This window comes from Salmonella sp. SSDFZ69 (assembly GCF_004010755.1).
Lineage (GTDB): Bacteria > Pseudomonadota > Gammaproteobacteria > Enterobacterales > Enterobacteriaceae > Salmonella > Salmonella enterica.
In genome coordinates this window covers 3,713,667-3,737,337 of the sequence record NZ_CP034831.1, presented here as the reverse complement: position 1 = coordinate 3,737,337, position 23,671 = coordinate 3,713,667, and the positions used below count along the sequence as shown (strand labels likewise).

22 protein-coding genes are annotated in these 23,671 nt (G+C 54.5%); 14 read left to right on the top strand and 8 right to left on the bottom strand.

Going from position 1 to position 23,671, the window contains the following annotated elements:
* Window positions 1-2: 2 nt before the first annotated feature.
* The 12 genes from murD to mutT all read left to right on the top strand — a co-directional run bounded on the left by murD (window position 3) and on the right by mutT (window position 14,545).
* Window positions 3-1,319 carry a UDP-N-acetylmuramoyl-L-alanine--D-glutamate ligase gene (gene murD / locus EOS98_RS18600; RefSeq protein ID WP_000796443.1) on the top strand — a complete coding sequence of 439 codons (1,317 nt, stop codon included), beginning with the start codon at window positions 3-5 and terminating at the stop codon, window positions 1,317-1,319.
* Window positions 1,319-2,563, top strand: a complete 1,245-nt coding sequence (ftsW, locus tag EOS98_RS18595; RefSeq protein WP_001239803.1) for a cell division protein FtsW — start codon at window positions 1,319-1,321, stop codon at window positions 2,561-2,563. The genes murD and ftsW overlap by 1 nt, the downstream gene beginning before the upstream one ends.
* Window positions 2,560-3,627 carry an undecaprenyldiphospho-muramoylpentapeptide beta-N-acetylglucosaminyltransferase gene (gene murG, locus EOS98_RS18590; protein ID WP_052867545.1) on the top strand — a complete coding sequence of 356 codons (1,068 nt, stop codon included), beginning with the start codon at window positions 2,560-2,562 and terminating at the stop codon, window positions 3,625-3,627. Before ftsW ends, murG begins: the two co-directional genes overlap by 4 nt.
* Window positions 3,628-3,745: 118 nt before the next feature.
* Window positions 3,746-5,221: a UDP-N-acetylmuramate--L-alanine ligase gene (murC, locus tag EOS98_RS18585; protein WP_001096070.1), complete on the top strand. Its 1,476-nt coding sequence runs from the start codon at window positions 3,746-3,748 to the stop codon at window positions 5,219-5,221.
* Window positions 5,214-6,134 carry a D-alanine--D-alanine ligase gene (locus EOS98_RS18580; protein ID WP_000763903.1) on the top strand — a complete coding sequence of 307 codons (921 nt, stop codon included), beginning with the start codon at window positions 5,214-5,216 and terminating at the stop codon, window positions 6,132-6,134. The genes murC and EOS98_RS18580 overlap by 8 nt, the downstream gene beginning before the upstream one ends.
* Before the next feature lies 1 nt (window position 6,135).
* Window positions 6,136-6,966, top strand: a complete 831-nt coding sequence (ftsQ, locus tag EOS98_RS18575) for a cell division protein FtsQ (RefSeq protein ID WP_000075728.1) — start codon at window positions 6,136-6,138, stop codon at window positions 6,964-6,966.
* Window positions 6,963-8,225 carry a cell division protein FtsA gene (ftsA, locus tag EOS98_RS18570; protein WP_000588463.1) on the top strand — a complete coding sequence of 421 codons (1,263 nt, stop codon included), beginning with the start codon at window positions 6,963-6,965 and terminating at the stop codon, window positions 8,223-8,225. Before ftsQ ends, ftsA begins: the two co-directional genes overlap by 4 nt.
* A 60-nt stretch (window positions 8,226-8,285) precedes the next feature.
* Window positions 8,286-9,437 carry a cell division protein FtsZ gene (ftsZ, locus tag EOS98_RS18565; RefSeq protein ID WP_000462785.1) on the top strand — a complete coding sequence of 384 codons (1,152 nt, stop codon included), beginning with the start codon at window positions 8,286-8,288 and terminating at the stop codon, window positions 9,435-9,437.
* 100 nt (window positions 9,438-9,537) lie between these two features.
* Window positions 9,538-10,455: a UDP-3-O-acyl-N-acetylglucosamine deacetylase gene (gene lpxC, locus EOS98_RS18560; RefSeq protein ID WP_000595487.1), complete on the top strand. Its 918-nt coding sequence runs from the start codon at window positions 9,538-9,540 to the stop codon at window positions 10,453-10,455.
* 278 nt (window positions 10,456-10,733) lie between these two features.
* Entirely contained in the window at window positions 10,734-11,231 is a 498-nt protein-coding gene (gene secM / locus EOS98_RS18555; RefSeq protein WP_000014336.1) for a secA translation cis-regulator SecM, read from the top strand.
* A 61-nt stretch (window positions 11,232-11,292) separates the two neighbouring features.
* Window positions 11,293-13,998, top strand: a complete 2,706-nt coding sequence (gene secA, locus EOS98_RS18550) for a preprotein translocase subunit SecA (protein WP_000905757.1) — start codon at window positions 11,293-11,295, stop codon at window positions 13,996-13,998.
* A gap of 151 nt (window positions 13,999-14,149) precedes the next feature.
* Window positions 14,150-14,545 (top strand): 8-oxo-dGTP diphosphatase MutT, encoded by a 396-nt coding sequence (gene mutT / locus EOS98_RS18545; RefSeq protein ID WP_000736058.1) that lies wholly within the window; start codon window positions 14,150-14,152, stop codon window positions 14,543-14,545.
* Window positions 14,546-14,578: 33 nt separating this feature from the next.
* On the opposite strand, the gene EOS98_RS18540 is transcribed toward mutT, so the two are convergent.
* Window positions 14,579-15,568 (bottom strand): aldo/keto reductase, encoded by a 990-nt coding sequence (locus EOS98_RS18540; protein WP_001200034.1) that lies wholly within the window; start codon window positions 15,566-15,568, stop codon window positions 14,579-14,581.
* 85 nt (window positions 15,569-15,653) lie between these two features.
* Between EOS98_RS18540 and EOS98_RS18535 the strand changes: the two genes are divergently transcribed.
* Entirely contained in the window at window positions 15,654-16,595 is a 942-nt protein-coding gene (locus EOS98_RS18535; protein ID WP_023250216.1) for a LysR family transcriptional regulator, read from the top strand.
* Here the strand turns inward: EOS98_RS18535 and yacG are convergent.
* The 3 genes from yacG to coaE are packed head-to-tail and all read right to left on the bottom strand — an operon-like array spanning window position 16,592 to window position 18,156.
* Entirely contained in the window at window positions 16,592-16,783 is a 192-nt protein-coding gene (yacG, locus tag EOS98_RS18530; RefSeq protein ID WP_001286419.1) for a DNA gyrase inhibitor YacG, read from the bottom strand. The genes EOS98_RS18535 and yacG overlap by 4 nt on opposite strands.
* A 9-nt stretch (window positions 16,784-16,792) precedes the next feature.
* A complete protein-coding gene (zapD, locus tag EOS98_RS18525) occupies window positions 16,793-17,536 on the bottom strand; it encodes a cell division protein ZapD (RefSeq protein ID WP_000557441.1) in 744 nt (247 codons plus the stop codon).
* On the bottom strand, window positions 17,536-18,156 hold the full coding sequence (coaE, locus tag EOS98_RS18520; RefSeq protein ID WP_001270913.1) for a dephospho-CoA kinase: 621 nt from the start codon (window positions 18,154-18,156) through the stop codon (window positions 17,536-17,538). Before coaE ends, zapD begins: the two co-directional genes overlap by 1 nt.
* Before the next feature lie 225 nt (window positions 18,157-18,381).
* Here coaE and EOS98_RS18515 point away from each other — a divergent pair, with 225 nt between their 5' ends.
* Window positions 18,382-19,425 carry a GMP reductase gene (locus EOS98_RS18515; protein ID WP_001217365.1) on the top strand — a complete coding sequence of 348 codons (1,044 nt, stop codon included), beginning with the start codon at window positions 18,382-18,384 and terminating at the stop codon, window positions 19,423-19,425.
* A gap of 30 nt (window positions 19,426-19,455) precedes the next feature.
* Here EOS98_RS18515 and hofC read toward each other — a convergent pair whose 3' ends face one another.
* The 4 genes from hofC to nadC all read right to left on the bottom strand — a co-directional run bounded on the left by hofC (window position 19,456) and on the right by nadC (window position 23,595).
* Window positions 19,456-20,658, bottom strand: coding sequence for a protein transport protein HofC (hofC, locus tag EOS98_RS18510; protein WP_127821195.1), 1,203 nt, complete (start codon window positions 20,656-20,658; stop codon window positions 19,456-19,458).
* Window positions 20,648-22,033, bottom strand: coding sequence for a type II secretion system protein GspE (gspE, locus tag EOS98_RS18505; RefSeq protein ID WP_126524281.1), 1,386 nt, complete (start codon window positions 22,031-22,033; stop codon window positions 20,648-20,650). The genes hofC and gspE overlap by 11 nt, the downstream gene beginning before the upstream one ends.
* 9 nt (window positions 22,034-22,042) lie before the next feature.
* Entirely contained in the window at window positions 22,043-22,480 is a 438-nt protein-coding gene (gene ppdD / locus EOS98_RS18500; RefSeq protein ID WP_126524280.1) for a prepilin peptidase-dependent pilin, read from the bottom strand.
* A 221-nt stretch (window positions 22,481-22,701) separates the two neighbouring features.
* Window positions 22,702-23,595, bottom strand: a complete 894-nt coding sequence (gene nadC, locus EOS98_RS18490; RefSeq protein WP_001135136.1) for a carboxylating nicotinate-nucleotide diphosphorylase — start codon at window positions 23,593-23,595, stop codon at window positions 22,702-22,704.
* Between the last annotated feature and the right edge of the window lie 76 nt (window positions 23,596-23,671).

Here is a 23,671-nt window from a genome sequence, read left to right as displayed (position 1 = left end):
TCATGGCTGATTACCAGGACAAAAACGTCGTCATTATTGGTCTGGGCTTAACCGGACTCTCTTGCGTGGACTTTTTTCTCGCCCGCGGCGTGACGCCGCGGGTGATGGATACTCGCGTGACGCCGCCGGGTCTGGATAAGCTGCCGCAAGAGGTTGAGCGTCACGTTGGCGGCCTGAACGACGAGTGGCTCTTAGCGGCGGATTTAATCGTCGCCAGCCCTGGTATTGCTCTGGCGCATCCCTCTCTTAGCGCTGCCGCCAGCGCTGGAGTGGAAATTGTCGGCGATATCGAACTGTTTTGCCGCGAAGCGCAGGCGCCGATTGTGGCCATCACCGGCTCGAACGGCAAAAGCACCGTGACCACCTTAGTGGGCGAGATGGCGAAAGCGGCGGGCGTCAATGTCGGCGTTGGCGGCAATATCGGTCTTCCGGCGCTGATGCTGCTGGATGCCGATCGCGAATTGTACGTGCTGGAATTATCCAGTTTCCAACTGGAAACCACGTCAAGTTTGCAAGCGGCGGCGGCAACGGTGCTCAACGTCACTGAAGATCATATGGACCGGTATCCGTTTGGTTTGCAACAGTACCGGGCGGCGAAACTGCGCGTCTACGAGAAGGCGAAAGTGTGCGTAGTGAATGCCGATGACGCGTTGACGATGCCGGTACGCGGGGCCGATGAGCGCTGCGTCAGCTTTGGCGTCAATATGGGGGATTATCACCTTAATCGTCAGCAGGGCGAAACCTGGCTGCGAGTCAAAGGCGAGAAGGTGCTGAACGTGAAAGAGATGAAGCTTTCCGGGCAGCATAACTATACCAATGCGTTAGCGGCGCTGGCGCTGGCGGATGCCGTAGGTCTGCCGCGCGCCAGCAGTTTGAAGGCGTTGACGACATTTACCGGTCTGGCGCATCGCTTCCAGCTGGCGTTGGAGCATAACGGCGTACGTTGGATCAACGACTCGAAAGCGACCAACGTCGGCAGTACCGAAGCGGCGCTAAACGGTTTGCATGTGGACGGTACGCTGCATCTGCTGCTGGGCGGCGACGGTAAGTCGGCAGACTTTTCTCCGCTGGCGCGCTATCTGACCGGCGATCGTATCCGCCTGTATTGCTTTGGGCGCGATGGCGCGCAGCTTGCCGCACTGCGTCCGGAAATCGCCCAACAGACTGAGACGATGGAAGAGGCGATGCGTTTGCTGGCGCCGCGCGTTCAGCCGGGTGATATGGTGCTGCTGTCGCCCGCCTGCGCCAGCCTCGATCAGTTTAAAAATTTTGAGCAACGGGGCGATGTCTTTACCCGTCTGGCGAAGGAGTTAGGTTGATGCGTTTATCTCTCCCCCGTCTGAGAATGCCGCGCGTACCAGGCTTTGGCCTCCTGGCCTGGCTGTTTGCGGCGCTTAAAGGCTGGGTGATGGCTTCGCGCGATAAAGACGCCGACAGTCTGATCATGTATGACCGCACGCTGCTATGGCTGACCTTCGGGCTGGCGGCGATTGGTTTTGTCATGGTGACGTCGGCCTCCATGCCAGTCGGGCAGCGCCTGGCGAACGATCCGTTTTTGTTTGCCAAACGTGATGCGCTCTATATCTTCCTGGCATTTTGTCTGGCGATGGTCACGCTACGTTTGCCCATGACCTTCTGGCAAAAATACAGCACGACGATGCTGATTGCGTCGATCATTATGCTGCTTATCGTGCTGGTCGTCGGGAGCTCGGTCAACGGGGCGTCACGCTGGATTGCGCTGGGGCCGCTGCGTATTCAGCCTGCGGAGTTTACCAAGCTGTCGCTGTTCTGCTACCTCGCGAACTATCTGGTGCGTAAGGTTGATGAAGTGCGAAATAACCTGCGCGGCTTTTTAAAACCAATGGGCGTGATTCTGGTGCTGGCGGTGTTACTGCTGGCGCAGCCTGACCTCGGGACGGTGGTCGTACTGTTTGTCACCACGCTGGCGATGCTGTTTCTCGCCGGGGCGAAATTATGGCAGTTCATCGCCATTATCGGGATGGGCATCTCGGCGGTGATTCTGTTAATCCTCGCCGAACCGTATCGTATTCGCCGCGTTACCTCGTTCTGGAACCCCTGGGAAGATCCGTTCGGCAGCGGTTATCAGCTGACGCAGTCGCTGATGGCTTTTGGTCGCGGTGAGATATGGGGGCAAGGGCTGGGGAATTCGGTGCAGAAACTGGAGTATTTGCCGGAGGCGCACACCGATTTCATCTTCGCCATTATTGGGGAAGAACTGGGTTATATCGGTGTGGTATTGGCGCTTTTAATGGTATTCTTCGTCGCTTTTCGCGCGATGTCGATTGGCCGTAAGGCATTGGAGATTGACCACCGTTTTTCCGGATTTTTAGCGTGTTCTATCGGTATCTGGTTTAGTTTCCAGGCGCTGGTAAACGTTGGCGCGGCCGCGGGGATGCTGCCGACCAAAGGTCTTACGCTGCCGCTGATCAGTTATGGCGGGTCGAGTCTGTTGATTATGTCGACGGCCATTATGTTTTTATTACGTATTGATTATGAAACGCGTCTGGAAAAAGCGCAGGCGTTTACACGAGGTTCTCGATGAATGGTCAACCGAAGCGGTTAATGGTGATGGCGGGCGGTACCGGCGGGCACGTGTTCCCGGGACTGGCCGTTGCGCATCATTTAATGGCCCAGGGCTGGCAGGTTCGCTGGCTGGGTACCGCCGATCGTATGGAAGCGGATTTAGTGCCGAAGCATGGCATCGACATTGACTTTATTCGGATCTCCGGTCTGCGCGGTAAAGGCGTAAAAGCGCTTCTGGCGGCGCCGCTGCGGATTTTTAACGCCTGGCGGCAGGCGCGGGCGATCATGAAGCGGTTTAAGCCGGATGTCGTGCTGGGAATGGGCGGTTATGTTTCCGGCCCCGGCGGTCTTGCCGCCTGGTCATTGGGTATTCCGGTCGTTTTGCATGAGCAAAACGGTATCGCCGGGCTAACCAATCAGTGGCTGGCCAAAATCGCGACCACGGTGATGCAGGCGTTTCCCGGTGCGTTTCCGAACGCGGAAGTGGTGGGTAACCCGGTGCGTACCGACGTACTGGCGTTGCCGTTGCCGCAGGTGCGTCTGGCCGGTCGTGACGGCCCGATTCGCGTGTTGGTGGTCGGCGGTTCTCAGGGGGCGCGAGTCCTGAACCAGACGATGCCGCAGGTTGCCGCCAGACTGGGCGATACGGTTACAATCTGGCATCAAAGCGGAAAAGGCGCGCAGCTCACGGTAGAGCAGGCATATGCCGGGGCGGGACAACCGCAACATAAGGTAACGGAATTTATCGATGACATGGCCGCCGCCTATGCATGGGCGGATGTGGTGGTATGTCGTTCCGGCGCTTTAACGGTGAGCGAGATCGCCGCCGCCGGATTACCGGCGATATTCGTGCCGTTTCAGCATAAAGACAGGCAGCAGTACTGGAATGCGCTGCCGTTAGAAAACGCCGGCGCAGCTAAGATTTTTGAGCAGCCGCAGTTTACTGTAGAGGCTGTCGCCGACACCCTGGCGGGGTGGTCGCGCGAGGCGTTGTTAACCATGGCGGAGCGTGCCCGCGCGGTATCCATTCCGGATGCTACCGAGCGCGTCGCCAGTGAAGTCAGCCGGGTTGCCCGGACATAATTTGTGGCGGTGCCTTTTGCATCGCAGGGTTTTTCTACCCTCAATAATTTGGGTTGCAGGCAAGCCAACGCATCTGCAATTTGAAGTATGGCGGGTATTGGAGTTAATGGCGTAAAGAATGAATACACAACAACTGGCAAAACTGCGTTCCATCGTGCCCGAAATGCGTCGCGTTCGGCACATTCACTTTGTCGGCATCGGTGGTGCTGGTATGGGCGGTATTGCCGAAGTTCTGGCCAATGAAGGGTATCAGATCAGTGGTTCCGATTTAGCGCCGAATCCGGTGACCCAGCAGTTGACGAGCCTGGGGGCGACGATTTTCTTTAACCATCGTCCGGAAAATGTGCGTGATGCCAGCGTGGTCGTCGTTTCCAGCGCAATTTCCGCGGATAACCCGGAAATTGTCGCGGCGCATGAAGCGCGTATTCCGGTTATTCGCCGTGCGGAAATGCTGGCGGAACTGATGCGTTTTCGCCACGGCATCGCCATTGCCGGGACGCACGGAAAAACCACAACGACCGCGATGGTGTCCAGTATTTATGCCGAAGCGGGGCTGGACCCGACTTTTGTGAATGGCGGTCTGGTGAAAGCCGCAGGCGTTCATGCGCGTCTGGGCCATAGTCGTTACCTGATTGCCGAGGCAGATGAGAGCGACGCGTCCTTCCTGCATTTGCAGCCGATGGTCGCGATCGTCACCAACATCGAAGCCGACCATATGGATACCTATCATGGCGACTTTGAAAATTTAAAGCAGACGTTTATTAACTTCCTGCATAACCTGCCGTTCTACGGTCGCGCGGTAATGTGCGTCGACGATCCGGTCATCCGCGAGTTGCTGCCGCGGGTGGGGCGTCAGACCACGACGTATGGCTTTAGCGAGGATGCTGACGTCCGCGTAGAAGATTATCAGCAGATAGGGCCGCAGGGGCACTTTACGCTGTTGCGCCAGGGAATGCCGGATCTGCATGTCACGTTGAATGCGCCGGGTCGCCACAATGCCCTGAATGCCGCTGCGGCAGTGGCGGTAGCGACCGAAGAAGGCATCGCCGATGACGCTATCCTGCGCGCGCTGGAAAGCTTCCAGGGGACCGGGCGTCGTTTTGACTTCCTCGGCGAGTTCCCGCTTGAGCCGGTGAATGGTAAAGCCGGGACGGCGATGCTGGTGGATGATTATGGCCATCATCCGACTGAAGTAGACGCCACCATTAAAGCTGCGCGAGCAGGGTGGCCGGATAAAAACCTGGTGATGCTGTTTCAGCCGCACCGTTACACGCGCACGCGCGATCTGTATGACGATTTCGCCAATGTGCTGACCCAGGTCGATGCGCTGCTGATGCTGGACGTTTACCCGGCGGGCGAAGCGCCGATTCCGGGCGCGGATAGCCGTTCTTTATGTCGTACGATTCGTAATCGGGGAAAAATTGACCCGATTCTGGTTTCCGATCCGGCTCAGGTTGCGACAATGTTAGCGCCGGTGCTGACGGGTAACGACTTGATATTAGTGCAAGGCGCAGGAAATGTTGGCAAAATTGCGCGTTACTTATCTGAAATCAAGCTGAAGCCGCAAATCCAGGAGGAAGAGCAACATGGCTGATAAAATCGCGGTCCTGTTGGGCGGAACCTCTGCGGAGCGGGACGTTTCGTTAAATTCCGGCGCGGCAGTGTTGGCCGGGCTACGTGAAGGCGGCATTGATGCGTATCCCGTCGATCCGCAAGAGGTCGATGTCGCGCAGCTTAAAGCAATGGGCTTTCAGAAGGTCTTTATTGCGTTGCATGGCCGTGGCGGTGAAGATGGCACCTTACAGGGAATGCTTGAACTGCTCGGCCTGCCTTATACCGGCAGCGGCGTGATGGCCTCGGCGCTTTCCATGGATAAACTGCGCAGTAAATTGCTGTGGCAGGGCGCAGGCTTACCGGTTGCGCCGTGGGTCGCGCTGACGCGCGCTGAGTTTGAAAAAGGCCTTAGCGAAGAACAAAAAGCGCGAATTTCGGCGCTGGGTTTACCGCTGATCGTCAAACCCAGCCGTGAAGGCTCCAGCGTCGGTATGACGAAAGTAGTAGAAGAAAATGCTTTACAGGGTGCGTTATCATTGGCTTTTCAGCATGATGACGAAATACTGATTGAGAAATGGCTGTGCGGTCCGGAATTTACGGTGGCGATAGTTGGCGAAGAAATTTTACCGTCAATTCGTATCCAACCGGCAGGAACCTTCTATGATTATGAGGCGAAGTATCTCTCTGATGAGACTCAGTATTTCTGTCCTGCCGGTTTAGAAGCGTCCCAGGAAGCCGCGCTACAGTCTCTCGTCCTGCAGGCATGGAAAGCTTTAGGCTGCACGGGATGGGGGCGTATTGACGTCATGCTGGACAGCGATGGTCAGTTTTATCTGCTGGAAGCCAATACTTCTCCGGGGATGACCAGCCATAGTCTGGTGCCGATGGCGGCGCGTCAGGCGGGAATGAGCTTCTCGCAGTTAGTGGTACGAATTCTGGAGTTGGCGGACTGATATGTCGCAGGCTGCGCTGAACACGCGAAACAGTGATGAAGAGACGCCTTCTTCACGCCGCAATAATGGAACGCGTCTTGCAGGAATTTTATTCCTGCTGACGGTACTGTGCACCGTGTTTGTTAGCGGGTGGGTCGTGTTAGGGTGGATGGAAGATGCGCAGCGTTTACCGTTATCAAAGCTGGTATTAACCGGCGAGCGTCACTACACGCGTAACGATGATATCCGTCAGGCGATACTGGCTCTGGGCGCGCCGGGAACCTTCATGACGCAGGATGTGAACATTATCCAGAGCCAGATTGAGCGTTTGCCGTGGATTAAACAGGCCAGCGTCAGAAAACAGTGGCCTGATGAATTGAAGATTCATCTGGTTGAATATGTGCCGATTGCGCGTTGGAATGATCAACATATGGTCGATGCTGAAGGGAACACCTTCAGCGTGCCGTCAGACCGCATCGGCAAACAGGTTTTACCCATGTTGTATGGCCCGGAAGGCAGCGCGAGTGAAGTGTTGCAGGGATACCGCGAGATGGGGCAGGTGCTGGCTAAGGATAAATTCACTCTAAAGGAAGCGGCGATGACCGCACGTCGCTCCTGGCAATTGACGCTTAATAACGGCATTAAGCTCAATCTCGGCAGGGGCGATACGATGAAAAGGTTGGCTCGCTTTGTAGAACTCTATCCGGTTTTACAGCAGCAGGCGCAAACCGATGGCAAACGGATTAGCTACGTTGATTTGCGTTATGACTCAGGTGCGGCAGTTGGCTGGGCGCCGCTCCCCCCTGAGGAATCTAATCAGCAACAGAATCAGGCACAGGCAGAACAACAATGATCAAGGCGACGGACAGAAAACTGGTAGTAGGACTGGAGATTGGCACCGCGAAGGTTGCCGCTTTAGTAGGGGAAGTTCTGCCCGACGGTATGGTCAATATCATTGGCGTGGGCAGTTGCCCATCGCGGGGTATGGATAAAGGCGGGGTGAATGACCTTGAGTCAGTGGTGAAATGCGTTCAGCGCGCCATTGACCAGGCGGAATTGATGGCCGATTGCCAGATCTCCTCGGTATATCTGGCGCTTTCCGGCAAACATATTAGCTGTCAGAATGAAATTGGTATGGTGCCCATTTCCGAAGAGGAAGTGACGCAGGAAGATGTGGAAAACGTCGTGCATACTGCGAAGTCAGTGCGCGTGCGCGATGAACATCGCGTGCTGCATGTGATTCCTCAGGAGTACGCCATTGACTACCAGGAAGGCATTAAAAATCCGGTCGGTCTTTCCGGCGTGCGTATGCAGGCGAAAGTACATTTGATTACCTGCCACAACGATATGGCAAAAAACATTGTCAAAGCTGTTGAACGTTGTGGTCTGAAAGTTGACCAACTGATATTTGCCGGACTGGCGGCCAGTTATTCCGTGTTAACGGAAGATGAACGTGAACTGGGCGTCTGTGTCGTGGATATCGGCGGTGGTACAATGGATATCGCCGTTTATACTGGCGGCGCGCTGCGTCATACCAAAGTGATCCCTTACGCGGGGAACGTGGTGACCAGCGATATCGCTTATGCCTTTGGTACGCCGCCGAGCGATGCTGAAGCCATTAAAGTCCGCCACGGTTGCGCGCTGGGTTCCATCGTCGGTAAAGACGAAAGCGTTGAAGTACCAAGCGTAGGCGGGCGTCCGCCGCGCAGCCTGCAACGTCAGACGCTGGCGGAAGTGATTGAGCCGCGTTACACCGAGCTGCTCAATCTGGTCAACGAAGAGATATTGCAATTACAGGAACAGCTTCGCCAACAAGGGGTAAAACATCACCTGGCGGCGGGGATTGTGTTAACCGGCGGCGCGGCGCAAATCGAAGGGCTTGCTGCTTGCGCTCAGCGCGTGTTTCATACGCAGGTGCGTATCGGCGCGCCGCTGAATATCACCGGTCTGACGGATTATGCCCAGGAGCCGTATTACTCAACGGCGGTGGGATTGCTTCACTACGGGAAAGAGTCCCACTTAAACGGTGAAGCAGAAGTGGAAAAACGTGTTACGGCATCAGTTGGCTCGTGGATCAAGCGACTTAATAGCTGGCTGCGAAAAGAGTTTTAATTTTTATGAGGCCGCCAGATATTACGGCCTCAGGCGACAGGCACATGACGGAGAGAGATTATGTTTGAACCTATGGAACTAACCAACGACGCGGTGATTAAAGTCATCGGCGTCGGTGGTGGCGGCGGTAACGCTGTTGAACACATGGTGCGCGAGCGCATCGAAGGTGTTGAATTCTTCGCGGTGAATACCGACGCTCAGGCGTTGCGTAAAACGGCGGTTGGCCAGACCATTCAAATTGGTAGCGGCATTACCAAAGGTCTGGGCGCCGGCGCTAACCCGGAAGTCGGTCGTAACGCGGCGGACGAAGACCGTGAAGCGCTGCGTGCGGCGCTTGAAGGCGCAGACATGGTATTTATCGCGGCAGGCATGGGCGGCGGTACCGGAACCGGCGCGGCACCAGTGGTTGCTGAAGTGGCAAAAGATTTAGGTATTCTGACCGTTGCCGTGGTGACTAAGCCTTTCAATTTTGAAGGCAAAAAGCGCATGGCATTTGCGGAGCAGGGTATCACAGAACTGTCCAAACATGTGGACTCGTTGATCACCATCCCGAACGACAAGCTGCTGAAAGTGCTGGGCCGTGGTATCTCCCTGCTCGACGCGTTCGGCGCGGCTAACGACGTGCTGAAAGGCGCGGTTCAGGGTATCGCAGAGCTGATCACCCGCCCGGGCCTGATGAACGTCGACTTTGCTGACGTGCGTACCGTGATGTCTGAAATGGGCTACGCAATGATGGGCTCCGGCGTGGCGAGCGGTGAAGACCGTGCGGAAGAAGCGGCTGAAATGGCTATTTCTTCTCCGCTGCTGGAAGATATCGACCTGTCCGGCGCGCGCGGCGTGTTGGTCAACATTACTGCGGGCTTCGACCTGCGTCTGGATGAGTTCGAAACCGTCGGTAACACCATCCGTGCCTTTGCATCGGATAACGCCACCGTGGTTATCGGTACCTCTCTGGACCCGGATATGAATGATGAACTGCGCGTGACGGTAGTGGCGACCGGTATTGGTATGGACAAACGTCCGGAAATCACTCTGGTCACCAATAAACAGGTGCAGCAGCCGGTGTTGGATCGTTATCAGCAGCACGGTATGGCGCCGCTGACGCAGGAGCAAAAAACGGTCGCGAAAGTGGTTAACGACAATACACCACAGGCGGCGAAAGAGCCGGATTATCTGGATATCCCCGCATTCCTGCGTAAGCAAGCTGATTAAGAATTAGCTGGAATTTGGGATTCTGGGCTCTTTGTGCTAAACTGGCCCGCCGAATGTATAGTACACTTCGGTTGGATAGGTAATTTGGCGAGATTATACGATGATCAAACAAAGGACACTTAAACGTATCGTTCAGGCGACTGGCGTCGGTTTACACACCGGCAAAAAAGTCACCCTGACATTACGCCCTGCGCCGGCCAATACCGGGGTCATCTATCGTCGCACCGACTTGAATCCACCGGTAGATTTCCCGGCCGATGCCAAATCTGTGCGTGATACCATGCTCTGTACGTGTCTGGTGAATGAGCATGATGTACGGATTTCAACCGTTGAGCACCTGAACGCTGCTCTGGCGGGCTTAGGTATCGATAACATCGTTATTGAGGTTAATGCCCCGGAAATCCCGATCATGGATGGCAGTGCCGCTCCGTTTGTCTACCTGCTGCTTGACGCCGGTATTGATGAACTGAACTGCGCCAAAAAATTCGTACGCATCAAAGAGACTGTTCGGGTTGAAGATGGCGATAAATGGGCTGAATTCAGACCGTACAATGGTTTTACGTTGGATTTCACCATCGACTTTAACCATCCGGCGATCGATTCCAGCAGCCAGCGCTACGCGATGAACTTCTCTGCGGATGCGTTCATGCGCCAGATCAGCCGTGCGCGTACCTTCGGTTTTATGCGTGATATCGAATATCTGCAGTCCCGCGGCCTGTGCCTGGGCGGCAGCTTCGATTGTGCCATCGTTGTTGACGATTATCGCGTATTGAACGAAGACGGCCTGCGTTTTGAAGATGAATTCGTTCGTCACAAAATGCTCGACGCGATCGGTGACTTGTTCATGTGTGGTCACAATATTATTGGTGCGTTTACCGCGTATAAATCCGGTCACGCATTGAATAACAAATTGTTACAGGCAGTCCTGGCAAAACAGGAAGCCTGGGAATTTGTGACCTTCCAGGACGACGCAGAACTGCCGTTGGCTTTCAAAGCGCCTTCGACGGTACTGGCATAACGACATACGCTGTCGTATAAAATTCGACTGGTTAACCTGGCACTCTCTCCGGCCAGGCGAGCCAGTCGTTTTTTTTACTATCCTTTATCTGCGCTTTCCTTAATACAGCCATTTTGACAGGGTTAAATGGAAACACGGCGCGTTCGCTGTTTTCTTAGCCGATTTTCACCTTAGCTTCTCGTCATTACTGCTGTAGCGCGTACGCTTTAATGATAAGATTTGTGCGCAAATTGTTTTGATTCCGTAAGCCCATGAGGGGCATATCAGGTGGCAATGACGTGAGTGGAATACTGACGCGCTGGCGACAGTTAGGCAGACGATACTTCTGGCCGCATCTCTTATTAGGGATGGTCGCGGCGAGTTTTGGTTTGCCCGCGCTCAGTAACGCCGCTGAAACCAATACGCCTGCAAGGACGACCGCCAGCACCGCGTCTAAAGTTAACTTTAGCCATCTTGCGCTGTTAGAAGCCTCTAACCGTCGTCCCAATTTCACCGTAGATTACTGGCATCAGCACGCTATTCGCACGGTGATTCGCCACCTTTCTTTTGCAATGGCGCCGCAAACGCTGCCCGTTGCCGACGCGCCGTCGCCATTACAGGCGCATCATATCGCCTTACTGAATACGCTCAGCGCGATGCTCACGCAGGAGGGCACGCCGCCGGCGATTGTTCGCCGCCTCTCCCTGGCGTATTTTGCGCCACAAACCGCATTTAGCATCCCGGCCTGGATAAGTCAGGCGCAGGGTATCCGCGCCGGTCCGCAACGTCTCAGCTAACGAAAAAAGACCCTTTTACTTTATTTGTAGCTCCGCGGCGCGGGGCATTTGAGACTTTATTATGCTAATCAAATTATTAACCAAAGTATTCGGTAGCCGTAACGATCGTACGCTGCGTCGTATGCGTAAGGCCGTCAGCCTTATTAATGCGATGGAACCGGAGATGGAAAAACTCTCCGATGACGAACTGAAAGCGAAAACCAACGAATTTCGCGCCCGTATTGAAAAAGGCGAAAGTGTAGAGAGCCTGATTCCGGAAGCGTTCGCGGTGGTGCGTGAAGCCAGTAAACGCGTCTTTGGGATGCGTCACTTCGACGTTCAGCTATTGGGTGGTATGGTGCTCAACGATCGCTGTATCGCCGAAATGCGTACTGGTGAAGGTAAAACGCTGACCGCAACGCTGCCAGCCTACCTGAACGCGCTGTCCGGCAAAGGCGTTCATGTGGTAACCGTGAACGACTATCTGGCGCAGCGTGACGCCGAAAACAACCGTCCGCTATTCGAATTCCTCGGTATGTCCGTTGGTATCAACCTGCCAGGTATGCCTGCGCCAGCCAAACGTGAAGCTTACGCTGCCGACATCACTTACGGCACTAACAACGAATACGGTTTTGACTACCTGCGCGACAACATGGCGTTCAGCCCGGAAGAGCGCGTGCAGCGTAAACTGCATTATGCGCTGGTGGATGAGGTTGACTCCATCCTGATCGATGAAGCGCGTACGCCGCTGATTATTTCCGGCCCGGCGGAAGATAGCTCGGAAATGTACAAAAAAGTGAACAAAATCATTCCGCACCTGATTCGTCAGGAGAAAGAAGATTCTGACACTTTCCAGGGCGAAGGCCACTTCTCCGTTGATGAGAAAGCGCGCCAGGTTAACCTGACCGAACGCGGTCTGGTGCTGATCGAAGAGCTACTGGTGCAAGAAGGCATTATGGATGAAGGCGAGTCGCTCTACTCGCCTGGCAATATTATGTTGATGCATCACGTCACCGCCGCGCTGCGCGCGCACGCGCTGTTTACCCGTGACGTGGATTACATTGTGAAAGACGGCGAAGTCATCATTGTTGATGAACATACCGGTCGTACCATGCAGGGGCGTCGCTGGTCTGACGGTCTGCACCAGGCGGTAGAAGCGAAAGAAGGCGTTGAAATTCAGAATGAAAACCAGACGCTGGCGTCTATTACCTTCCAGAACTACTTCCGTCTGTATGAAAAGCTGGCCGGTATGACCGGTACGGCGGATACTGAAGCCTTCGAATTTAGTTCTATCTATAAGCTGGACACCGTCGTTGTTCCGACCAACCGTCCGATGATCCGTAAAGATTTGCCGGATCTGGTCTACATGACCGAAGCGGAAAAAATCCAGGCCATTATCGAAGATATTAAAGAGCGTACCGCGAACGGTCAGCCAGTGCTGGTCGGGACGATTTCTATCGAGAAATCTGAAGTGGTCTCCAGAGAGCTGACCAAAGCGGGCATCAAACATAACGTACTGAACGCAAAATTCCACGCCAACGAAGCAGGCATCGTTGCGCAGGCTGGTTATCCAGCGGCGGTCACTATCGCTACCAACATGGCGGGTCGTGGTACCGATATTATGCTGGGCGGTAGCTGGCAGGCGGAAGTCGCCGCGCTGGAAGCGCCGACGGAAGAACAGATTGCGCAGATTAAAGCGGACTGGCAGGTACGCCATGACGCGGTTCTGGCTGCCGGCGGTCTGCATATCATTGGCACCGAGCGCCATGAATCCCGCCGTATCGACAACCAGCTGCGTGGCCGTTCCGGTCGCCAGGGCGATCCGGGTTCTTCCCGTTTCTACCTGTCGATGGAAGATGCGCTGATGCGTATTTTCGCCTCCGATCGTGTCTCCGGTATGATGCGTAAACTGGGGATGAAGCCGGGCGAAGCGATTGAGCACCCGTGGGTGACGAAAGCTATCGCTAACGCGCAGCGTAAAGTAGAAAGCCGTAACTTCGATATTCGTAAGCAACTGCTGGAATATGATGATGTGGCGAACGATCAGCGCCGTGCAATTTATACCCAGCGTAACGAACTGCTGGATGTGTCTGACGTGAGCGACACCATTAACAGCATTCGCGAAGATGTCTTTAAGGCGACTATCGACGCCTACATTCCGCCGCAGTCGCTGGAAGAGATGTGGGACATCCCGGGTTTGCAGGAACGCCTGAAAAACGACTTCGACCTGGAGATGCCGATTGCCGAATGGCTGGATAAAGAGCCGGAGCTGCATGAGGAGACGCTGCGTGAGCGCATCCTGGCGCAGTCCATCGAGGTGTATCAGCGTAAAGAAGAGGTGGTTGGCGCTGAAATGATGCGTCATTTCGAAAAAGGCGTGATGCTGCAAACGCTCGATTCCCTGTGGAAAGAGCACCTGGCGGCGATGGATTACCTGCGTCAGGGTATTCATCTGCGCGGCTATGCGCAAAAAGATCCGAAGCAGGAATACAAGCGCGAATCCTTCGCTATGTTCGCCGCGATGCTGGAATCGCTGAAATATGAAGTGATCAGTACCCTGAGCAAAGTCCAGGTACGTATGCCGGAAGAGGTCGAAGCGATGGAAATGCAGCGTCGCGAAGAGGCGGAGCGCCTGGCGCAGATGCAGCAGCTAAGCCATCAGGATGACGATACCGCCGTGGCTGCCGATCTGGCCGCCCAAACCGGCGAACGTAAGATTGGACGTAACGATCCTTGCCCTTGTGGTTCCGGTAAGAAATACAAACAGTGTCACGGCCGCCTGAGCTAATGCGATAAACTTACCGGCCTGATAAGACATAATGTGTTGCCATCAGGTCGGTGCTGGCATTATTGCCGAAGGGCGCTACGCTTATTCGGCCTGGCATTGAACACAGATAAAAAGGCGCAGGCGACTGCGCCTTTTTTATGGATGCAACAAGATGAAAAAACTGCAAATCGCGGTTGGGATTATCCGCAACCCGAACGACGAAATTTTTATTACCCGACGCGCCGCTGATGCGCATATGGCGAACAAGCTGGAATTTCCCGGCGGAAAAATTGAAGCCGACGAAACACCAGAGCAGGCGTTGATCCGGGAGCTACAGGAAGAGGTGGGGATTACGCCAACACAGGTGACATTATTCGACACTCTGGAATATCAATTCCCGGATAGACACATTACGCTGTGGTTTTGGCTGGTTGAACGCTGGGAGGGCGAACCGTGGGGGAAAGAAGGACAGCCGGGACGGTGGATCGCGCAAAACGCGTTGAATACGGACGATTTTCCGCCGGCCAATGAACCGATTATTCGTAAATTACGCCAATTTGCGCCTTAGTGGGGGATCGCAACACGATCCCCATCGATCTTATTAGCGATTTAATGTCGACATAATTTCCGGCCAGTAGCGGGGGCCGGCCGCGGCGTCGTGAGGAAAAACCGCCTCAATTGCCGCCAGCTCCTGCGGGCTTAGGGTCAGTGATAACGCGCCGAGGTTTTCATCCACCCTGGCGCAGTGGCGGGTGCCGGGAATGGGAACGATGTGCCTGTTGCGGGCCAGCAGCCAGGCCAGCGCTAATTGTGCGGGGGTACACTCTTTTTCGCGTGCCATTTGTTTTATTGCTTCAGCCAGACGTAAATTGCGCGAGAAGTTCTCACCCATGAACCTGGGATTTGTGCGACGGAAGTCATTCGCAGCAAAATCTTCTGGCGTTTTAATCGTACCGGTCAGAAATCCGCGTCCCAGCGGGCTGTAAGCGACGAATCCTATACCCAACCGTTCACAGGTGGAAAGTGCTGAAATTTCCGCTTCGCGGGACCAAAGCGAATACTCACTTTGCAGCGCGGTAATAGGGTGAACGTTATGGGCGCGTTCCAGCGTTTGCGTTGATGCTTCGGATAGCCCGAGATAACGCACTTTTCCCTCGCGCACCAGGTCCGCCATTGCACCGACAGTCTCTTCTATGGGGACTGATGGATCAACGCGATGTTGGTAGTACAGATCGATATGATCGACCCCCAGGCGTTGCAGACTTTGCTCACAACTACGGCGAACGTACTCCGGCCTGCCATTGACGCCACGCGCCATAGGGTTAGCAGGGTCGAGAACGATACCAAATTTCGTCGCTAAAAATACCCGATCGCGACGATCGGCGATGGCTCTTCCGACTAACCTTTCATTGGTATAAGGGCCATACATATCTGCGGTATCGAGCAGTGTTACCCCCTGATCTAACGCATAATGTAGCGTCTTAATTGAGGTGCTGTCGTCATGAGCGCCGTAAAATGCGCTCATGCCCATACATCCCAGTCCGATGGCTGACACTCGCGGTCCGTTTGCGCCTAATGTACGATATTGCATACTACCTCCATGAGGATATTTTGTGCATGGCAGGCAGTCTATACCTGGCGTATAAGATGAAAAATAGGGGGAATAAGCATGGTTTATGAAGGCTGGCTTAATAATGCGTCATGATGTGATGTCCATATTGCATGCTTTTTGCATGATTGCTGAAAACCATAGCTTCACGCGGGCAGCGGCGCAGTTACATATTTCCACGTCGGCGTTAAGTCAGAATATGCGTCAACTGGAGGATGAACTTGGCGTGAAATTGTTGAACCGAACCACCCGGCGTGTCGGTTTGACAGAAGCAGGACATGCCTTTCTTGCCAGTATCAGGCCCGCATTGAACCATATTGATGAGGCGATGGAACATGCCCGCCAGAGCCGCGATATACCCGGAGGGACATTACGCCTGACCGTACCGCGCACGGCGGCTACGCTTTTGTTACAACCTAATCTCGCCGGTTTCATGCGCGATTATCCCGATATTCGGCTGGATATCGATGTGAATGACGGTTTTGTGGATTTAATTAACGAACGCTTTGATGCCGGTATTCGCTTTGGCGATGCGGTACAACTTGATATGAATGTCGTTCCGCTCGGTGATGTTTTACGCCCGGCGATCGTAGCATCCCCTGCATACCTTGCGCGTTTTGGCACGCCGCTGCACCCTCAGGAACTCATCAATCACCGCTGCCTTTGCCATCGTTTTACGCGTGAGAGCGGGCTATATCGGTGGGAGTTTGTTCACGGAGCGCAACGGCTGGAAATTACGCCGGAAGCCGCGTTAATGGTGAATGATAAAGCGTTGCGTCTCTCCGCCGCGCGTGATGGGGCAGGGCTAACCTATGTTTTTGAACAGGATGTCCACGAAGACTTACAGGATGGGCGGTTGTGTTCCGTACTTGACGAGTGGCTGCCTGCGGCGGACCGGTTTTATTTGTATTATCCCGGCCGCGCGCATATGGCGCCAAAACTACGCGTATTTATTGATTATTTTTGTCATAAGGCGATATTGCCGTCTCAACAGAGCCATCACCGTTAGCGCTCTTCGCTCCAGTCGTCGCTATCAGACTGGTCGCCGCTGCTGGCGATTCGTTTCTCTTCGGCGGCCCATTCGCCCAAATCAATTAACTGACAGCGTTTAGAACAAAATGGGCGGAAGGGGCTAATTTCCCCCCAGACGACCGGTTTACCGCAGGTCGGACAGTTTACGACGGTCACGTCAGACATTTTTACTCCTTAGCAACAGGCCAGTTCAAAATCAAGACGCTCCGGCACCAGACCATTTTCACTATCCAGCGGCATAAAGCGAATAGCAAAACGGCTCTTATGGCCGGAAATTTGCGGATAAAGTTGTGAATCGAGCGTCAGCATAAGACGCAGCAAATCGGCGTCGTCCCCGTTATCCTGATAAAAACCGTTCAGGCTGGTTTGCTTACGGAAAGGTGCTGAATTACGGATCAGATCAAGCACCAGCGTCAGCGCCTGGGTGAGGGGATTCAGGCTGGCAAGCCAGCTTTCAATCTGGGCGTCGCGCTGCGCCTGTTGTAGGTGCAGCCAGATATGCAGAGTGGGTAAATCGAAACTGCAACAGCCGCCAGGAATACTTAAGCGTTGACGCACAAGGGCAATCAAGCGATCTTCGCGTAGCTGCTGGCCAATCCTCGGGGCGGAGATCAGCACGCTGCCCGCGGATTTTAACTGCTGGCGCAGGGCTTCAATACGGTCTTGATCGACGCCGGGAACCTCAACCCAGGCCTGTAATTTACGCTGCTGGCGCTCCAGTTCTTTCAGCAGTTCGGTACGGACTTCGCCCCGTTCGAACACATCCAGTAGATCGCTGATGTTACGGAAAAAATGCAGTGCGCCAGCATGGTCTGCAATTGGCAGGTTGATGGAGAGCTGTTGGATCAAAAACTCTATGCGCAGCCACGTACGCATCTTCTCATTGAGAGGGTGTTCAAATAGGACCTGGGTGTGCATTACGGTTTTTCCTGTGAGACAAACTGCGACGCGAGCTTAAGATAACTGGCGTGCAGGCGGGCCACATCTGATGCGATAGCATCCGGTGCGCCGTTATTATCAATAACATCGTCCGCCACGGCAAGGCGCGCTTCACGCGTCGCCTGCGCAGCGAGAATGTGTTCAACATGCTCGCGCGTAACATCATCACGCTGCATTGTGCGTATGAGCTGCGTTTCGGGCGTCACGTCAACCACCAGTACGCGGTTGGCTTTTTGATACAGCCTGTTTTCAACCAGCAGAGGCACAACCCATAACACATAGGGCGACGTAGCCTGTTGAAACTGTCGTTGGGTTTCCTGCTGAATTAAGGGATGAAGCAGAGCGTTAAGCCAGGCTTTTTCTTCCGGATGCGAAAAAATACGCTCACGCAGCGCCCGGCGACGTAACGTGCCGTCGGCGGCGATAAGTTCAGAACCAAAATGTTCCGCTATTGCGTTCAGGGCGGGCTGCCCTGGCTCAACCATCTGGCGCGCGATAATATCCGCGTCGATGACGGTTATTCCGAGGTCAGCGAAGGCATCAGCGACGGTACTTTTACCGCTGCCAATACCGCCGGTTAAGGCTACGGTATACCTCATATCTCCAGCTTCCGGAATTTTAGTTTGACAATCAAAAGGTTAAATTTTAAGCATGCAAAGACGATACGCTCTGAGCATTAACCTACTATTCGCCAGGTAAATTTATGGGATTGTAACGTAAAAAAAGAGAATTTCGCAGTCTTGTACGGCCATGATTAGTGCGTATGATAGCGTCACTGGAGTTGTGAGTTTCGATTTTTCGCCATTAACCCCAGGAATCCGTACATGCGTATTGAAGAAGATCTGAAGTTAGGTTTCAAAGACGTTCTTATCCGTCCTAAGCGTTCTACCCTCAAAAGCCGTTCCGATGTCGAACTGGAACGTCAATTCACCTTTAAACACTCAGGTCAGACCTGGTCTGGCGTACCGATTATTGCGGCCAATATGGATACCGTCGGGACGTTTGAAATGGCGCAAGCATTGGCCGGGTTTGATATTCTGACTGCTGTACATAAACATTATACCGTTGAAGAATGGGCAGCCTTTATCAACACGGCTTCGGCTGATGTTCTGAAGCATGTGATGGTTTCCACCGGGACCTCTGATGCTGATTTCGAAAAAACCGTGCAGATTCTGGCGCTGAATCCTGCGCTGAACTTTGTCTGTATTGATGTAGCCAATGGCTATTCAGAACATTTTGTGCAGTTCGTCGCGAAAGCACGTGAAGCATGGCCGACAAAAACAATCTGCGCAGGCAATGTGGTAACGGGCGAGATGTGCGAAGAGCTTATCCTCTCCGGCGCCGATATCGTGAAAGTGGGAATTGGTCCCGGCTCCGTATGCACGACGCGTGTAAAAACTGGCGTTGGTTATCCGCAACTGTCGGCGGTTATCGAATGTGCTGACGCGGCGCATGGCCTGGGCGGCATGATCGTCAGCGATGGCGGCTGCACCATGCCAGGCGACGTAGCAAAAGCCTTTGGCGGCGGCGCGGATTTCGTTATGTTGGGCGGCATGCTGGCGGGGCACGAAGAGAGCGGCGGCAGCGTGGTAGAAGAGAACGGCGAGAAATTTATGCTGTTCTACGGCATGAGTTCGGAATCTGCGATGAACCGTCATGTCGGCGGCGTTGCGAAATACCGCGCGGCAGAAGGTAAAACGGTTAAATTGCCGCTGCGTGGGCCGGTGGGCAATACTGCCCGCGATATCCTGGGCGGTCTACGCTCAGCCTGCACTTATGTCGGCGCGTCTCGCCTGAAAGAGTTGACCAAACGCACCACCTTTATTCGGGTGCAGGAACAAGAAAACCGCATTTTCAATAGCCTCTAATATTCTGGCTGGCGTAAATGTGCGCCAGCCTTATCCCATCCCGCTCATCGCGTCTCCCAGATGAAAAATCGGCAAATACATCGCCACCACCAGCGTACCGATAATTAAACCGGTGATGATCAATAACGCCGGTTCCAACAGCGACGCCAGATTATCGGCCAGCGCCAGCGTAGTTTCACTGTGGTGACGGGCAAGGTTATGCAGCATGATATCGAGTGAACCGGACGCTTCGCCCGTTCTGACCAGTTGCAGGCATAGCGGACTAAATTCCTGGGTATTTTTTAGCGCCAACCAGACCGGATTGCCCGCGGCGATCTCCTGATGTACCTGCGTTAAACGCTGTGACCAGTAAGGGCAGCCGAGGCTATCGATAGCGCTTTCCAGTCCCTGAAGAAAAGGAATGCCTGCGCTTTGGGTCAATGCCAGTACGGTGAATATTTGCGCTAGTTTCTGGCCTCTTATCAGGCGACCCATAACGGGAAGCCGTAGCAGAAGACGCTGCCGCTGCGCTTGCCAGGACGGCTTTTGTTTTACCCTGCGGTGAGCGATAGCAATGAGCATCGTCAGGAACAAGATGAGCCAACCCCATGCCGCCCCCCATTGCGCTATCGCGATAATACCGCGCGTCAGAAGAGGGAGCGGGGTATTGAAGCTACGGTAAATGGCGGCAAATTCCGGCAGAACAAAGTGCAGCATGGCGAAAACGACCAGGGCGGCCATTGTCAGAATAATGGCGGGATAGCGCAGCGCCTTTTTCACGCTAACCGTAATCTGCCGTTGCGCTTTTTGCTGACGGGCCAGTTCAAAGCAGCATTCGGCCAGTTTGCCGGTCAGTTCTCCGGTGCGGATCATCGTCTGGTAGAGCGGCGGAAATACCTGCGGCCAGGAGACTAATGCGCTGGAAAAAGGGACGCCCTGTTCAAGCTCGTGAGCCAGCGTGCGCAACAGCGCTTGCCATTGTCGGTGGGGATGCTGTTGCGCAAGGAGTTCCAGCCCTTCAGAAAGCGTCAGCCCGGCATGAATGAGCGTGGCCAACTGATGAATAATTTCAGCGCTTTGCTCTTCTTTCCACAGTGCGGCGTTAACGCCCATGCGCTTGATGCGAAGCGGCATAATGCGCTGATGTTGCAGGGTGATGATCAGCGCCAGACTATTGTCCGCCCATACAACGTCTTGTTCCAGTTGACCTTTATCGTTAACGCCTTGCCAGCGCCAGAGCTGTTTAACGCTCATGGGGCATTCCCAGAACGCGCAGTATCTCTTCAAAGGACGTCATGCCTTGTTCAACGGCGCGACAGCCATTTTCAAAAAGCGTCCCTGTACCGGTCTGTTGGAGGTGGGCTTCCAGTGCTTGCGCCGATGCGCCGCTCGCAATTAACTGACGTAATGCCGGGGTAACGGTTAACACTTCGAATAACGCGGTTCGGCCATAAAAGCCGTGGTAGCAATGCTGACAGCCGCTTGCCTGCCAGCGCGGTAGCGCGCTGGGCCAAAGATTGGGCGATAGCACCACGGGATCGCTCAGACGCTGTTTGCAGTGCGGGCAAAGCTTCCTTACCAGGCGTTGCGCTACCACCAGCGTAAGCGCCGATGAGATCATCCAGCGTGCTACGCCCATTTGCTGCAAACGTATCAGGGTTTCACTGGTGGAGTTCGTATGGAGCGTTGAAAGTACCAGATGGCCCGTTTGTGCCGCCTTAATGGCGATTTCTGCGGTGTCGCCGTCACGAATTTCACCTACCATGATGATGTCAGGGTCCTGGCGTAAAAGCGCGCGCAGCACATTTTGAAAGGTGAGCCCGGCGCGGGGATGGACCTGCGTCTGGTTAATCCCATCCAGTGGAATTTCTATCGGATCCTCAACGCTACAGAGGTTGATACCCGGCGTATTCCGGGTTTGTAGCGCGCTGTATAGCGTGACCGTTTTTCCGCTACCGGTGGGGCCAGTCACCAGTACCAGCCCCTGAGGTTGCTGTAGGGCTTGTCTAAAAGCGGTAAGTTGTGCCCCGTACATGCCCAGCGTGTCCAGATCCAGCGTTTGTTCAACCTGATGCAACAACCGTAAGACGACTTTTTCGCCTTCTTTACAGGGAAGCGTGGCGATACGAAAAGAGATGCTGTCGCCCGTCAGGTCAACGGTAAATTGCCCGTCCTGCGGCAGCCGATGTTCAGCGATGTCCAAATTTCCCAGGACTTTCAATCTGGCCGTCAGCGCAAGCCCCGTCTCTTTGGCGATGTCCTGCAGAATATGAAGAACGCCGTCGATGCGGAGTCTTATTCGGTAGCGGCTGGCGCCTGGTTCGAGATGGATATCAGAGGCGCGTTTCGCCATCGCCGAGCGTAATGTCTGATTGAGAAGCTGGGCCGCGGTTTCTCCGCCTTTCGCGGCGTTTGCCGAGGGTGCCTGATCCGGCTTATGCCGATGATTTTCCATTTGCTGGCGAGTCCAGCACACAATATCAATCTGTTTTTGCGTAGCGAAATGCAGAGCGTCCAGTAACGCATGAGAGGGCGCGTCGACCACCGCAACAGTGATACTGTTGCTGGCGCTATTGATCAGTACAGCCTGATGACGTTGACACAAGGTGTTGAGCTGAGCGTCTTTCATCTTGTCTCCTTAGTTGGCGTCAAAACGGAAGACATCTTCACAAGCCTGTTGTAACGCGCTGTCGCTTTGAATATTGCAGTTACGCGTCCAGCCGGTAATGCCGTTAGCATTGTCCCAGGCGGGCGTCATGATGACGTTAAGCCCGCTCAGACTCTCCTGGCCGGTAAGCGTGATGACGCCTTTTTCCACGCTCATGCCCGAAACATAACGGGTGATGGCGGGCGAGGGGATACCGTTGACGCCCGCATCGCATGTGCTCGTCCCACCATGTTCCAGAGCGCAGAGTTCGACGGCGGTACGGTAGGGGACAAACGTTTGCAACATATCCGTCAGCGCCGCTTTACGCAGATAGTTCTGGTAAGCCGGAATGCCAATGGCGCTTAAAATGGCGATGATGCCAATAACGACCATCAGTTCGATAAGCGTGAAACCGCGTTGTTTTTCCATTGTTCGCTCCTTGAGTTAGCTGGCGCTACTGTGGCAAACGAGGAAAGAGCAGGCGAGCGGCAAAAGGTAAAACGGGAAGGCGGATTCTGAAGATTTTCGCTGCGTTACATGACACGGCAACGTTATTGCGAGGCGCTACGAATATTTTACCGAATCACGACGCGGATCTACGGACAGGTGATTTATAGACCCGACGGCGCAGCGCCATCGGGCGGAGAGGATCAGCGAAAACGCATGGAGAGATCGAGCGCGCGTACGTGCTTGGTCAGCGCGCCAACGGAGATGAAATCCACTCCGGTTTCAGCAAATTCGCGTAAGGTTTCCGCGGTGACGTTGCCGGATACTTCCAGCCGCGCCTGGCCGTTGACGCGTTTCACCGCCTCGCGCATCTGGTCGGTGTTGAAATTATCCAGCATGATAATATCCGCGCCTGCTTTCAGCGCATCGTCCAGTTCATCCAGATTTTCGACCTCGACTTCTACCGGCACGTCCGGATGTAGCCAGAACGCTTTTTCCACCGCCTGACGAACAGAACCGGAGGCGATGATATGGTTTTCTTTAATCAGGAACGCGTCAGTGAGGCCCAGACGATGATTGGCGCCGCCGCCGCATAAAACCGCATATTTGAGCGCGGTGCGCAGACCCGGCAGCGTTTTACGCGTGTCGAGCAACTGGGTTTGGGTGCCAGCCAGCAGTCCAACGTAGCGGCGTACTTCACTGGCGACGCCGGAAAGGGTCTGGACAAAGTTTAGCGCCGTGCGCTCGCCGGTCAGCAATACGCGAGCGGGGCCGTTCAGTTCAAACACTGTTTGGTTGGCGTGAATGGCGTCGCCGTCATCGACATGCCAGGTGAGGCGCACATCATCGCCCGCCAGTTGGATGAAGACCTCTTCAACCCAGCGCTTGCCGCAGAAAACGCCGTCTTCACGAGTGATCACCGTGGCATGGGCTTGCGTATCTGCCGGCAAAAGTTGCGCGGTGATATCGTTGCCAGCATCGACTTCTCCACCTAAATCTTCACGCAGCGCCTGAGCAACGGCGGCAGGGATATCGAGATTAATGCGTTCCAGTAGCGCGTCACGTCGGTCGTCTGGGTTATAACGGCGAGGCGGCATGATAAAACTCCAAATTGCTAACGAATCATAAGGTAGAAACATGCTACTCTGAAGCAGCTATAAGCACCACTCAAAA